Genomic DNA, 12,620 nt, shown 5'->3' with positions numbered 1-12,620 from the left:
GGAGATCCTGACAGGTAAAGTTATGCAAAAATCGGTCTTAATAACAGGATGTTCCAGCGGAATCGGTCTGGAAAGCGCGCTTGAGCTAAAGCGCCAGGGTTTTCAAATTCTGGCGGGCTGTCGCAAACCTGACGATGTGGCGCGTATGAACAGCATGGGATTCACCGGCATATTGCTGGATCTGGATTCACCCGAGAGCGTAGATCGCGCGGCTGATGCGGTGATCGCCCTGACCGATAATCGTTTGTATGGGATCTTTAACAACGCCGGATACGGCGTCTATGGCCCACTGCCCACCATCAGCCGCGAGCAGATGGAACAGCAGTTTTCCGCCAACTTCTTTGGCGCACATCAGCTTACCATGCGCCTGTTACCTGCCATGCTACCCCACGGCGAAGGACGAATTGTGATGACCTCGTCGGTAATGGGATTGATCTCAACGCCGGGGCGCGGGGCCTATGCCGCCAGCAAATATGCGCTGGAAGCCTGGTCCGACGCGCTGCGTATGGAGCTGCGCCACAGCGGGATTAAGGTCAGCCTGATTGAGCCTGGCCCTATTCGCACCCGCTTTACCGAAAACGTCAACCAGACCCAGAGCGATGCTCCCGTGGAAAACCCCGGAATTGCCGCGCGTTTTACGCTGGGGCCACAAGCGGTTGTCGCCAAAGTGCGTCATGCGTTTGAGAGCGACAAACCAAAGCTGCGTTATCCGGTTACGCTGGTGACCTGGGCAGTTATGCTACTGAAGCGCCTGTTGCCAGGCCGCATAATGGACAAAATTTTACACGGTTGAGTTGAAGCACGCGCGTCAGCCCCCATGTAACAAGAAATCGACAAAAGAGAGTAACTCCATGTCCACACAGAATATTGTTAACATTAACGAATCGAACCTCCAGCAGACCCTTGAACAGTCGATGACCACGCCGGTCCTGTTCTATTTTTGGTCTGAGCGCAGCCAGCATTGTCTGCAATTAACGCCGGTACTGGAGAGCCTTGTTGCTCAGTACAACGGTCAGTTTATTCTCGCCAAGTTAGATTGCGACGCCGAGCAGATGATCGCCTCCCAGTTTGGTCTGCGCGCGATCCCCACGGTTTATCTGTTCCAGAACGGTCAGCCGGTAGATGGATTCCAGGGCCCGCAGCCGGAAGAGGTTATTCGCGCGCTGCTGGAGAAAGTGTTACCGAGCGAGGAAGAGCTGAAAGCGCGCCAGGCGATCGAGTTCATCGAAGCCGGCAATCACGCTGATGCGCTGCCGCTGCTGAAAGAAGCCTGGCAGATCTCCAACCAGAGCAGCGAAATTGGCCTGCTGCTGGCGGAAACGCAAATCGCCCTGAACCGTTCTGACGAAGCCGAAGCGGTACTGAAAACTATCCCGTTGCAGGATCAGGACACCCGTTATCATGGCCTGGTGGCACAGATCGAACTGCTGAAGCAGGCGGCTGATACACCTGAAATCCAACAGTTGCAGCAGCAGGTCGCCAGCAATCCACAGGATGCGGCGCTGGCAACTCAACTAGCCATTCAGTTACACCAGGTTGGACGTAACGAGGAATCGCTGGAATTGCTGTTCAGTCACCTGAAGAAAGATCTCACTGCAGCCGACGGTCAGGCGCGTAAAACCTTCCAGGAGATCCTTGCCGCACTGGGCACCGGCGATGCGCTGGCCTCGAAATACCGCCGCCAGCTGTACGCGCTGTTGTACTAATCCGCTGCATTTGCCTGATGGCGCTTGCGCTAATCGGGCCTACAATCTCCCCGTAGGCCCGCGCCATCCGGTATTCCATTAGTTTTTTTTCAAATGCGTCACCACCAGTTGGTGACGTGGATTATAGAACTTCCGATAGGTCAGGTAGCAGGCGATAATGGTTGACAGACTGGCGGTCGAAAGCAGCATAAACGTCACCATAATCTGATACTTAATCGCTTTTACCGGATCAATACCTGCAAAGATCAACCCGGACATCATCCCCGGTAAACTCACCAGTCCCACGGTCTTCGCTGAATCAATCGTCGGGATCAGCGAAGCGCGAATACTGTCGCGAATCAGCGGCGCGGAGGCCACTTTCGGCGTCGCACCGAGGCTGAGTTTTTCCTGAATTTGCTGCTGTTCGCTGTTAAACCGCTGCCCCAGATTGTTGTAACACAGCCCTACCGCAACCATCGCATTGCCTGCAATCATGCCGGAAATTGGGATCACCTGCATTGGGGTAAACTCGATAGAGCCTGACAGAACCAGCACCGCCAGCGTTAACCCCGCCCCCGCCGTGATGGCGATAAATGACGAGAGAAAAGCTTTATCAATATATTTACTGCGCTTTTGCGCGTTATAGGCCGCGTTGAAACAGATAAACAGCACCATCAATAAGGTCAGAATGCTGTGGTTAACGCCGAAAATATATTTCAGCACATAACCAACGATAATAAGCTGAACCACCGCCCGGCAAACGCTCCAGAGAATATCTTTTTCCAGCGCCAGTTTTTCTTTGTTGCTGATCAGTATCGCGACCACCACCAGCATCATCGCTAACGCCAGTGATTCATTGGTAATATTATGCTCGTTCATTGCTTACTTCCTGCATTTCTCCGGCGTGCGGTTGAAGGGTTATGACATTATCCGCATGATTAATTTCATCTTTGTCGTGCGTCACCCACAGCACAGCAATATTCTTATCGCGAACATAGTGGTGAATTAATTCGTTCACATTCCGTTTATTGGCTTCATCCAGCGCGCTGGTGATTTCATCAAGCAGCAGGATTTTTGGCAGAAACTGTAAATTACGAATTAACGAGACGCGTTGCTTTTCGCCGCCAGACAGCTCATTGATGTTTTTTTTGAGGATCGTTTCGGGTAGCTCAAAACGGGCCAGATCGGCAAGAAACACATCCGGATCCGGACGTTTATCGCGGATTTGCCAGGGGAAAATGAGGTTGTCGTAAACGGTGTCACCAAACAACGCGGGCGTTTGCGCACAATAAGAGACCTGCTGGCGATATGTTTCAGGCTTAAGAGTGTTTATCTCCTTGCCCTCAAAGAGAATTTCACCGGCAGTCGGGCTAATTAATGACGCCACTATCTTGAGTAACGTACTTTTACCGCAACCAGACTGGCCGGTAATCAGCTTAAATTCTCCGGCCCGGAGATTAAAACAGATGTTATTGAGAACCTGCGTCGCCCCTGCCTGCCATGCGACATTTTTTAACTGAAGCAGAATGCTGCTTTCTTCCATTACCAATCCCTTTTTTACCTCTTTCGTGCAGACAGTCTATCCCTGTAATTTATTATAGGGGAGCCCACCTTGATAAATCGGGTATAATTTGACTAATGAGGCAGTAAAGGACAACACAACAGGAGGTTTCATCAATGCTCATTTTTATTCCTATTCTCATTTTTGTCGCGCTGGTCATCGTCGGTGCTGGCGTCAAAATCGTCCCGCAGGGATATCAGTGGACGGTCGAGCGTTTTGGCCGTTACACCAAAACCCTGCAACCGGGTTTAAACCTTGTTGTACCGTTCATGGACCGCATCGGTCGTAAGATCAACATGATGGAACAGGTGCTTGATATCCCCTCTCAGGAAGTCATCTCCAAAGACAACGCCAACGTCGCGATCGATGCCGTCTGCTTTATTCAGGTGATCGACGCGCCAAAAGCGGCTTATGAGGTCAGCAACCTGGAACTGGCGATCATCAACCTGACCATGACCAATATTCGTACCGTTCTCGGCTCGATGGAACTCGATGAAATGCTCTCCCAGCGCGACAACATTAACACGCGCCTGCTGCATATCGTTGACGAGGCCACGAATCCCTGGGGCATCAAAATCACCCGTATTGAAATCCGCGATGTGCGTCCGCCGGCGGAACTTATCGACGCCATGAACGCGCAGATGAAAGCCGAACGTACCAAGCGCGCCTATATTCTTGAAGCGGAAGGGATCCGTCAGGCAGAAATCGTCAAGGCCGAAGGTGAGAAGCAGTCGAAAATCCTCAAAGCGGAAGGTGAACGCCAGTCGGCATTTTTACAGGCTGAAGCGCGTGAACGTTCCGCAGAAGCCGAGGCTCGCGCGACGCAGATGGTTTCGGAGGCCATTGCAGCTGGGGATATTCAGGCCGTGAACTACTTCGTGGCGCAGAAATACACCGAAGCGCTGCAGCACATCGGTTCGTCGAATAACAGCAAAGTGGTGATGATGCCGCTGGATGCCAGCAGCCTGATGGGGTCCATTGCCGGGATAGCCGAACTGGTGAAAGACAGCGCCAGCGAACGGAAAAAATCATGATAGCGATGATTCTGGTGCACCCGCACATCTTCTGGCTCAGCCTCGGCGGTCTGCTACTCGCCGCCGAGATGCTGGGCGGTAACGGCTATCTGCTGTGGAGCGGCGTGGCGGCGGTGATTACCGGCCTGGTAGTGTGGCTTATCCCGCTTGACTGGGCGTGGCAGGGGGCGATGTTCGCCGTACTCACCCTGCTGGCGGCCTGGCTGTGGTGGAAGTGGCTGGCAAGACGCGTACAAGATCAGAAACCCGCCGACAGCCATCTTAACCAGCGCGGGCAGCAGTTGGTTGGCCGTCGATTTATTCTGGAAACTGCCCTGGTCAATGGCCGCGGACATATGCGCGTCGGCGACAGCTCATGGCCCGTCAGCGCCCGCGACGATTTGAGCGCCGGAACGCAGGTTGAAGTCATTGCCGTTGAGGGAATTACCCTGATTATTACAGCGGTATCACACTAAAAAGACAGGAAATAAGACTATGGTCAGGAAGACATCCCTTACCTTTGCCCTTTGCTCATTATTGGTCGCCGCCCCGCAGGTATTCGCCTCTTTCGATATGGAAGACTGCAAATGGAGCGACGACAGCTGCCTGCTGAAAGGCACGCCCACCTTCAACCCGGAAAACGACAGCCGCGATAACCTGCTGCGGCTGCTGAGCCAGGAGAAATCATTTGCTCTGCCGGTGCAGTCGATGCCGGCGGACATCACCCGCTCCCGCGATTTCTATTTTGCGTATCATCCGCAGTGGGATGACATTGCCCCACAGCCAGCCGCAGCGCAGGTATCTGCCGAAGACAGCACCCTGTCCCGACAGATAGCCGAACTGAACATTAGCGCAGACGAAATAAACGTCAACGACGCTGAGCTTGAGAACCGTCATGTTTCGAATAATACCGCGAGCGTCAGCGCGTTTTTTGCCGCACTGCTGGCCGACTCAACGTTAACGGCAAATCAGCGTCAGGCCCTGGCCCAGGCGCGTACAGGACTGTTATCCGGGGCAACCCGCGAGCAGATTGAGTCATCGCTTGCCACTCTCCCGGCAGATTCTCCAGCTCAGTCCTACAAAAGCTATCTGGCAGCGGCCGCCAGTTTTTATGCCGGTGATTATGCCAGCGCCGAACAGGATTTCGCTCAGCTAGCCAAAAGCGATCGTCCGTGGCTGGCTGAGACCGCGCAATACATGCTGATACGTGCGGCGTTGAACAAAAGCAGCCAGAACAGCGTGGGCGAGTACGGCGATTTTGATATCACAAAAATTAACCGCGAGGACGCTTCTCAGGCTCAGACGCTGGCGCAAGCCTATCTGCAACACTACCCGCAAGGCCTGTACGCCGCTTCCTCGCACGGTATGCTGCGTCGTATCAACTGGTATTTACAGGCGTGGCCGCAATTGGCGGGGTTGTATGAGCAGACGCTTCAGCAATCGGCTGACGCACAGCAACTGCGTGAGATCGTCATCGAATACGATAATGTCTACGGCATGGCGTTCTACGAACAGTCCGTGGTGGAGGCTTTCCCCGATGCGCCGCTTGTCAGCTATATCGAACTGCTGCGCGCGTTACGCCTGAATAACAACAACAAACCAACGCTGACGCAGGCCCAGCTTGACGCCAGCAAACCGGTGTTTGAGCAGAGCCAAAAACTGCCGCTATGGCGCGATCTGCAGCTGAATCTGTGGCTGGCAATGGGCAACTACGCGGCGATTATTTCGGCAGTTACCCCAGCGCAGAAACTTCCGGCCCACGATACGCTGGCCTTCAGCGAACAGGTGCTGTACGGCGAAGCGCTGATGGGCCAGCAGAAATGGACCACGGCACGTGATTTCTGGCAGACATTGCTGAAGCTCAGCCAGGACAATGAACAGCAGCAGTATGTGCAGGCTAAGCTAGCCGCGACGCTGGTTTATAGCGGCGACGTGGCGGCAATTTTCGCCCCAGAAAGCGCAGTAACTAACCTGCGCTTTCGCTCGCAGGTGCTGAAAACCCAGGCCACGCCTGAACTACTGCGCCAGCAAGCCGTCCACGGTCCTAATAACGAAGAGCGTACCATCGCCCTGCATACGCTGCTGGTGCGGGATCTTACTGAGCATCGCTTTGACGACTGGCTGAATGACAGAAAACTGGCCAACGCCATTACGCCGCCGGTCATTGGCGAAGCGTTTGATGACGTTAATCTGAGTATTTTCGACTGGAACGGCGACTCTGCCGAGAGCGGTTATACCTGTCGCAGCCTCAATGAAACGGTAACAGTTCTGAGCAAACAAGCGCATGATGCCCACGCCCTGAACTGCTTAGGCGAATTTTTCCGCACTACGCAAACCCACGTTGATTTATGGAAAAACAGTTCCGGCAACGATGTGCTTGAATCAGCAATCTCGCGCAAGAAACCGTTCGGCCAGTTCGACAGGCAAAGCTACTACCAGCAGGTGATCACATCGCCAAAAGCAGAGGTTGAAGATAAGAGCTTTGCGCTGTATCGCGCCATCATGTGCTATGCGCCGTCAGGCTCTAACGAGTGCGGCGGTGAGGAAGTGGATAAACTACAGCGTAAAGGCTGGTTCACCCAACTGAAAACGCAGTATCCGGGAAGTCCGTGGGCGCAAAAACTCAAATACTACTGGTAACTGCGCTGCTACTCGGCCAGGCACAGGCGGCGGAAATCGTCGCCGCCCGTGAACATCCGGCCTTCTGGCTATGGTCCGGAGTGAAGGCCAGTGACGAGCTGAAAAACGCACAAACAGTCTATCTGCATCAGGGCGAAGTCCTGGTTCGTTCAGGTCACGTGGTGTTCCAGCGTCTCGGGCTGCCGGTCAATCGCCTGACTTTCCCCTCTATCTGGTTGACCGTGCGCTTTACCACTCTCGACGTACCGGAGGAGATTCCGGCGCGCATCATACGCTTGATGCAACGCTGGCAGGCGGCCGGGAATCACGTCATCGGCCTGCAGGTTGATTTTGACGCGGCGACCCATCAGCTTGCCGATTACGCCTACTTTCTGCAGCAGTTACGCCAACGGCTACCGACCGAGTTTGCACTTGGCGTAACCGGACTACTGGATTGGGCAAAAACGGGCGACGTCGCCACGCTGAACGCGCTGGCGGTCGATGAACTGGTGGTCCAGAGCTATCAGGGACGTCACACGGTACCAAATTATCAGGCGTATCTGCCCGCCCTCAGTCGTCTGCACATTCCATTTAAGCTGGGGCTGGTACAAAACGGTAGCCGGGACCTGCAGGCTGAAGCACAGCTTGAGAAATCACCGTGGTACCGCGGCACGGTGGTGTTTATGCTTAATCCGCCACTCCGTTAAGCCTTCGCTTTATGGTGGCAGTAGCCGGAAAGATTATCAATAATCGGGCATTCGGCGCTGTCATCGCCAGGGCAACTCTCCGCCAGCGCCAACAAATGCAAGCGCATAGCCTGCAGCTCGCTGATATGGCGCTCAATGTCCGCCACCTTTTCTAACGTACGCTTTTTCACATCTGCGCTGTGACGCGCCGGATCGTTAAACAGGTTCACCAACTCGCCGCACTCTTCCAGGTTAAAACCAACCTGTCGTGCCTGTCGTAACAGCGTAAGCTCATTCAGATGCTGTTGGTTGTATGTGCGATAGCCATTTTCGCTACGCAGCGGCGGCGTCACTAACCCCTTTTCTTCGTAAAAGCGTATCGCTTTGCTGGTTAAACCGGTTTTTTTCGCAACATCGCTAATATTCACATTTCCCCCGCTGATCTTGTTGGTACTGAGCCACATTATAGCCCACATTGCCGTAATCCTTTACCCAAGAACCCCGCGCATTTCCCACCATCACAGCGATGCACAAATCCTTTTAATTCACATTGTTATATCCGATTCAGATCACATTTCAGCATTTATTGACCACGCAAAATTGACTCAAATCAAAAGATGTATCGGTTCTGCACCTTTCATCTTGAACAAAGGGAAACAATTTTATATACAAACGCGAATGATAATGATGATCATTTACATTCAATAAAGGTTCTCTTATGTTGCCACGGATTAACCAAAGGCCATTTATTCTTTCAGCCCTGACATTATGCATGTCCGGCGCTACTTTTGCAGCGACCTCTCCAACACACGGTTCAACGTCCGACGAAGATACGGTGATCGTTACGGCTAACCGCACAGAAAGTAGTCTCTGGGATAGCCCGGCAACCATTCAGGTTATCGATCGCCAGACGCTACAAAACTCCACCAGCGTTTCTCTTGCTGATGATTTACAAGATATCCCCGGCGTCGAAGTTACCGATAACGCTCTCGCAGGTCGGAAACAAATTCGTATCCGTGGCGAAGCTTCTTCGCGGGTGCTGATTTTGATAGACGGCCAGGTCGTCAGCTACCAACGTGCCGGACAAAACTACGGAGCCGGTTTACTGATTGACGAATCCGCGCTGGAACGTATTGAAGTGGTCAAAGGCCCTTATTCTGTCCTCTATGGTTCGCAGGCAATTGGCGGCGTCGTGAACTTTATAACCAAAAAAGGCGGCGATAAGCCTTTGGGTGGTAGCGTTAAGGCTGTTTATAACTCCGCAACGGCAGGATGGGAAGAGTCAGCGGCAGCCTGGGGAAGCATCGGTAACTTTGACTACCGCATCAATGGCAGCTATTCCGACCAGGGGGATCGCGATACACCTGACGGAAGATTGCCCGACACCAACTTCCGTAATAACGGTCAGGGAGTGTGGCTTGGCTACAACCTCGATCGCCACAAAATTGGGCTCTCACTCGACCGTTATAAGCTATCCACTCAAACCTGGTTTGACGATCCCGAAGGTCAGTTCGACGACTTTAGCGTCAAAATTCCTAAGCTGGAACGCGAGAAAATCGGTCTTTTCTACGACTACGCGGCCGACGGGGATTACCTGAAGAACATCCATTTTGACGCATACACCCAGACAATAGAACGCAAATTTGAAAACCGGGTCAAAACGACCCAGATTATCCCCAGCCCGATGATTAAAGCGCTGACGGTAAGCAATCAAACCAATACCAACGACAAACAATATACCCAGGGTGTAACGCTGCAGGGCAATATCTCCCTTCCGGCTAACAACACGCTGGTGATTGGCACTCAGTATCAGCATGACAAAATAAAACAGGACACGGACGGCATTACACGCCAGACCGCGGCTACCGGCTTCTTCGATACGCAAACCCGTACCCTGTCATATAACGAAGCAGAACAAAGCAACACCTCACTGTTCGCGCAAAACGACTGGCGCTTTGCCGATGACTGGACGTGGACCGTGGGCGCACGCCAGTACTGGCTGTCTTCGAAACTCAATCGCAACGATACGCAAACTATCCAAAGCAGCGGCACCACCTGGCAATCAACCGGGGGAAATTCCGTTCACGATGATGAACTGGTGACCTCGACCAGCCTGCGCTATTCCGGCTTTGAAGATCTTGAACTTCGGGCTGCATACGCCCAGGGCTATGTCTTCCCCACGCTTACTCAGTTGTTCATGCAGACATCCGCCGGCGGCAGCGTTACCTACGGCAACCCAAACCTGAAGGCGGAACACTCAAATAACTATGAGTTGGGCGCGCGGTATAAAGGGAATATGTGGCTGATTGACGGCGCTATTTATTACTCCGAAGCCAAAGACTATATCGCCAGTCTGGCCTGTTCAGGCCAACCCGTTTGCAACGGCAACACCACCTCTTCCCGCGGCGGCTATTACTACTACGACAACATCGATCGTGCCAAAACCTGGGGCATGGAATTAACCGCAGAATACAACGGCTGGGCGGTTTCGCCCTACCTGAGCGGTAATCTCATTCGCCGTCAATACGAAGGCAACACCATAAAAACCTGGGATACCGGCGAACCCACGCTGACCGGGCGCGTTGGCCTGAAACATACCTGGTTGATGAATGTCGCTAACGTGACGTCCGATGTCTTTATTCGCGCGGCGTCCCGCGCCAAAGATAATACCGGCACCACGGAAATAAACTACCCAGGCTGGGCCACGCTTAACCTCGCATTCAACACCGAGTTTGGTCCGCAGGACCAGTATCAGGTCAACCTCGCGCTCAACAACCTGACCGACAAGCGTTACAGAACCGCGCATGAATCTATCCCAGACGCTGGTTTCAATGCCGCTGTTGGTTTTGCGTGGAATTTCTGACGATGAAAAAACTCATGATTGGCTTACTGAGCCTCGCCTGTGTTTTCAGCGCCCAGTCCGCTGACCGCCTGGTGGTGGCGGGCGGTTCGCTTAGCGAACTGATTTACGCCATGGGCGTCGGCAGCCGGGTGGTTGGCGTCGATGAAACCACCTCGTACCCACCTGAAACTGCCGCACTCCCGCATATCGGCTACTGGAAGCAGTTAAGCAGCGAGGGCATTTTATCGCTGCACCCAGACAGCTTTATCACCTGGCAGGATGCAGGCCCTCAAATCGTTTTGGATCAGCTCCGGGCGCAGAAAGTTAACGTCGTTACATTGCCGCGCGTACCGGCCACCGTCGAGCAGATGTACGCCAACATTCGGGAGCTGGCTCAAACGCTGCGCATTCCTGAACAAGGTGAAGCGCTGGTCAATCGCCTGCATCAACGTCTGGATCGTGTTCAGCACAGCGTGGCGGCGAAAAATGCGCCGGTCAAAGCCATGTTCATTCTCTCCGCTGGCGGCAGCGCGCCGCAGGTCGCCGGCAAGGGCAGCGTTGCCGATGCCATTATGACCCTTGCAGGCGCACAAAATGTCGCCACCCACGCGCAGTATAAAAGTTACAGCGCGGAGTCGCTGATCGCCGCCAACCCGGAGGTGATCGTGGTGACGTCGCAAATGGTGGATGGCGATCTGGCTCGTCTGAGCGCGATTGCCGGTATTACCCACACTGCGGCCTGGAAAAATCAGCGCATTGTGGCGGTAGACCAGGCGCTGATTCTGGGAATGGGGCCTCGCGTCGCCGATGCGGTTGAAGCCCTGCACCAGCAATTCTGGCCTCACTAACTGGATTTATAAAAAAGAATGAAAACTGAACACTCGCTGGATCTCACCGCGCATTTTGCGCTTGAGGGAAGTCAGCCCTTTAAGGATCGCCGCGCCACAATGCCATGGCGCGGGGCGATCCCGATTGCCAAAGAGCTATTGTCACAAACCTGGCAGGATGTTATCAGCCAGCCTACCCCGCCGCGTAAACGGCTGGTGTACTTGCATATCCCTTTTTGTGCAACGCATTGTACTTTCTGCGGTTTTTATCAAAACCGGTTCGAAGAAGATCACTGCGCCCGCTACACCAACGCGCTGTTGCGCGAAATCGAGATGGAAGCCGATAGCGCATTACATCAGTCAGCCCCAATTCACGCCGTCTATTTTGGCGGCGGTACGCCTTCAGCGCTGTCAGCACGGGATCTGGGCAGAATCATCACCGCGCTGCGTGAAAAGTTACCGCTGGCACCGGACTGCGAAATTACCATTGAGGGACGAGTGCTCAATTTTGACGATGCGCGAATTGATGCCTGCCTTGACGCTGGCGCCAATCGGTTTTCGATCGGTATTCAATCTTTTAACAGCCGGATCCGCAAGAAAATGGCGCGCACCTCAGACGGCCCGACCGCAATTGCCTTTATGCAGGGGCTGGTAAAACGGGATCGTGCCGCCGTGGTATGCGATCTGTTGTTTGGTCTGCCAGGACAAGATGCAAAACTGTGGGGCGACGATCTGGCGATTGCCCGTGACATCGGCCTCGACGGCGTAGATCTTTATGCGCTGAACCTGATCCCCAATACACCGCTTGGCAAAGCAGTTGAAACCGGGCGCACAACCGTTCCCTCTCCCGCCGAACGTCGCGATCTCTATCTTCAGGGTTGCGATTTCATGGACAGCGCGGGCTGGCGCTGCATCAGCAACAGCCACTGGGCGCGTACCACGCGTGAACGCAATCTGTACAACCTGCTGATTAAACAGGGAGCGGACTGTCTGGCATTCGGCTCAGGCGCCGGGGGATCAGTCAATGGCTATTCCTGGATGGTCGAGCGCAATCTGACGACATGGCATGAATCTATCGCAGCCGGGAAAAAACCGCTAATGATGATGATGCGTACCGCCGAGCGTGGTTTCCAGTGGCGACACTCTCTCCAGGCGGGCATTGAAACGGCCCGCGTCCCGCTGGATGAACTGACGCCTCATGCACAAAAACTAACCCCGCTACTGACCCAATGGCATCACGCAGGACTGACGCGAGATGCCAGCACCTGCGTGCGCCTGACCAATGAAGGGCGTTTTTGGGCGAGCAATATTTTGCAGTCTCTTGATGAACTTATTCAGGCACTTAACGCGCCGCGCATTGCGGTAGAACAACCATACCAGGAGTGAA

General features: G+C 53.9%; 12 protein-coding genes. 9 read left to right on the top strand and 3 right to left on the bottom strand.

The annotated features are described in order from the left end of the window. Positions 1-22 precede the first annotated feature (22 nt). Positions 23-793: an SDR family oxidoreductase gene (locus tag GPJ68_RS06265; protein WP_094760906.1), complete on the top strand. Its 771-nt coding sequence runs from the start codon at positions 23-25 to the stop codon at positions 791-793. 58 nt (positions 794-851) lie between these two features. Further along, the gene (locus GPJ68_RS06260; RefSeq protein ID WP_104651320.1) at positions 852-1,706 is read left to right on the top strand and encodes a co-chaperone YbbN; all 855 of its coding nucleotides are present in this window, start codon (positions 852-854) and stop codon (positions 1,704-1,706) included. 78 nt (positions 1,707-1,784) lie between these two features. Here the strand turns inward: GPJ68_RS06260 and fetB are convergent, their stop codons facing one another. After that, on the bottom strand, positions 1,785-2,564 hold the full coding sequence (fetB, locus tag GPJ68_RS06255; protein ID WP_019076195.1) for an iron export ABC transporter permease subunit FetB: 780 nt from the start codon (positions 2,562-2,564) through the stop codon (positions 1,785-1,787). After that, entirely contained in the window at positions 2,551-3,228 is a 678-nt protein-coding gene (gene fetA / locus GPJ68_RS06250; protein ID WP_019076194.1) for an iron ABC transporter ATP-binding protein FetA, read from the bottom strand. The genes fetB and fetA overlap by 14 nt, the downstream gene beginning before the upstream one ends. Positions 3,229-3,362: 134 nt before the next feature. Here fetA and GPJ68_RS06245 point away from each other — a divergent pair, with 134 nt between their 5' ends. Genes GPJ68_RS06245 through GPJ68_RS06230 form a run of 4 tightly spaced genes read left to right on the top strand, consistent with a single transcriptional unit; the run spans position 3,363 to position 7,585 of the window. Beyond that, positions 3,363-4,280 carry an SPFH domain-containing protein gene (locus GPJ68_RS06245; RefSeq protein WP_016152106.1) on the top strand — a complete coding sequence of 306 codons (918 nt, stop codon included), beginning with the start codon at positions 3,363-3,365 and terminating at the stop codon, positions 4,278-4,280. Further along, positions 4,277-4,735, top strand: a complete 459-nt coding sequence (locus tag GPJ68_RS06240) for an NfeD family protein (protein WP_016152105.1) — start codon at positions 4,277-4,279, stop codon at positions 4,733-4,735. Before GPJ68_RS06245 ends, GPJ68_RS06240 begins: the two co-directional genes overlap by 4 nt. Before the next feature lie 19 nt (positions 4,736-4,754). Next, a complete protein-coding gene (locus GPJ68_RS06235) occupies positions 4,755-6,899 on the top strand; it encodes a hypothetical protein (protein WP_104651319.1) in 2,145 nt (714 codons plus the stop codon). Further along, positions 6,869-7,585: a DUF3142 domain-containing protein gene (locus GPJ68_RS06230; protein ID WP_104651318.1), complete on the top strand. Its 717-nt coding sequence runs from the start codon at positions 6,869-6,871 to the stop codon at positions 7,583-7,585. The genes GPJ68_RS06235 and GPJ68_RS06230 overlap by 31 nt, the downstream gene beginning before the upstream one ends. Here GPJ68_RS06230 and cueR read toward each other — a convergent pair. Next, positions 7,582-7,992, bottom strand: a complete 411-nt coding sequence (gene cueR, locus GPJ68_RS06225; RefSeq protein ID WP_104651333.1) for a Cu(I)-responsive transcriptional regulator — start codon at positions 7,990-7,992, stop codon at positions 7,582-7,584. The two genes, GPJ68_RS06230 and cueR, sit on opposite strands and share 4 nt — an antisense overlap. A 290-nt stretch (positions 7,993-8,282) precedes the next feature. Between cueR and GPJ68_RS06220 the strand changes: the two genes are divergently transcribed. The 3 genes from GPJ68_RS06220 to hutW are packed head-to-tail and all read left to right on the top strand — an operon-like array spanning position 8,283 to position 12,619. Beyond that, positions 8,283-10,427 carry a TonB-dependent siderophore receptor gene (locus tag GPJ68_RS06220; RefSeq protein WP_104651317.1) on the top strand — a complete coding sequence of 715 codons (2,145 nt, stop codon included), beginning with the start codon at positions 8,283-8,285 and terminating at the stop codon, positions 10,425-10,427. Between the two features lie 2 nt (positions 10,428-10,429). Further along, entirely contained in the window at positions 10,430-11,254 is an 825-nt protein-coding gene (locus tag GPJ68_RS06215) for a hemin ABC transporter substrate-binding protein (RefSeq protein WP_104651316.1), read from the top strand. An 18-nt stretch (positions 11,255-11,272) separates the two neighbouring features. Continuing rightward, positions 11,273-12,619, top strand: a complete 1,347-nt coding sequence (hutW, locus tag GPJ68_RS06210) for a heme anaerobic degradation radical SAM methyltransferase ChuW/HutW (protein ID WP_016155887.1) — start codon at positions 11,273-11,275, stop codon at positions 12,617-12,619. Position 12,620 lies beyond the last annotated feature (1 nt).

Origin of the sequence: Citrobacter sp. 172116965 (assembly GCF_013458095.1) — a bacterium.
GTDB classification, from domain to species: domain Bacteria; phylum Pseudomonadota; class Gammaproteobacteria; order Enterobacterales; family Enterobacteriaceae; genus Citrobacter; species Citrobacter braakii.
The sequence above is the reverse complement of the archived record's forward strand: the minus strand, read 5'-3'. Positions and strand labels throughout refer to the sequence as shown.

Excerpts from the sequence above, each read along its gene's own strand:
- GPJ68_RS06265 (WP_094760906.1), top strand. The coding sequence starts at position 23 with ATGCAAAAATCGGTCTTAATAACAGGATGTTCCAGCGGAATCGGTCTG.
- GPJ68_RS06260 (WP_104651320.1), top strand. The coding sequence starts at position 852 with ATGTCCACACAGAATATTGTTAACATTAACGAATCGAACCTCCAGCAG.
- fetB (WP_019076195.1), bottom strand. The coding sequence starts at position 2,564 with ATGAACGAGCATAATATTACCAATGAATCACTGGCGTTAGCGATGATG.
- fetA (WP_019076194.1), bottom strand. The coding sequence starts at position 3,228 with ATGGAAGAAAGCAGCATTCTGCTTCAGTTAAAAAATGTCGCATGGCAG.
- GPJ68_RS06245 (WP_016152106.1), top strand. The coding sequence starts at position 3,363 with ATGCTCATTTTTATTCCTATTCTCATTTTTGTCGCGCTGGTCATCGTC.
- GPJ68_RS06240 (WP_016152105.1), top strand. The coding sequence starts at position 4,277 with ATGATAGCGATGATTCTGGTGCACCCGCACATCTTCTGGCTCAGCCTC.
- GPJ68_RS06235 (WP_104651319.1), top strand. The coding sequence starts at position 4,755 with ATGGTCAGGAAGACATCCCTTACCTTTGCCCTTTGCTCATTATTGGTC.
- GPJ68_RS06220 (WP_104651317.1), top strand. The coding sequence starts at position 8,283 with ATGTTGCCACGGATTAACCAAAGGCCATTTATTCTTTCAGCCCTGACA.
- GPJ68_RS06215 (WP_104651316.1), top strand. The coding sequence starts at position 10,430 with ATGAAAAAACTCATGATTGGCTTACTGAGCCTCGCCTGTGTTTTCAGC.
- hutW (WP_016155887.1), top strand. The coding sequence starts at position 11,273 with ATGAAAACTGAACACTCGCTGGATCTCACCGCGCATTTTGCGCTTGAG.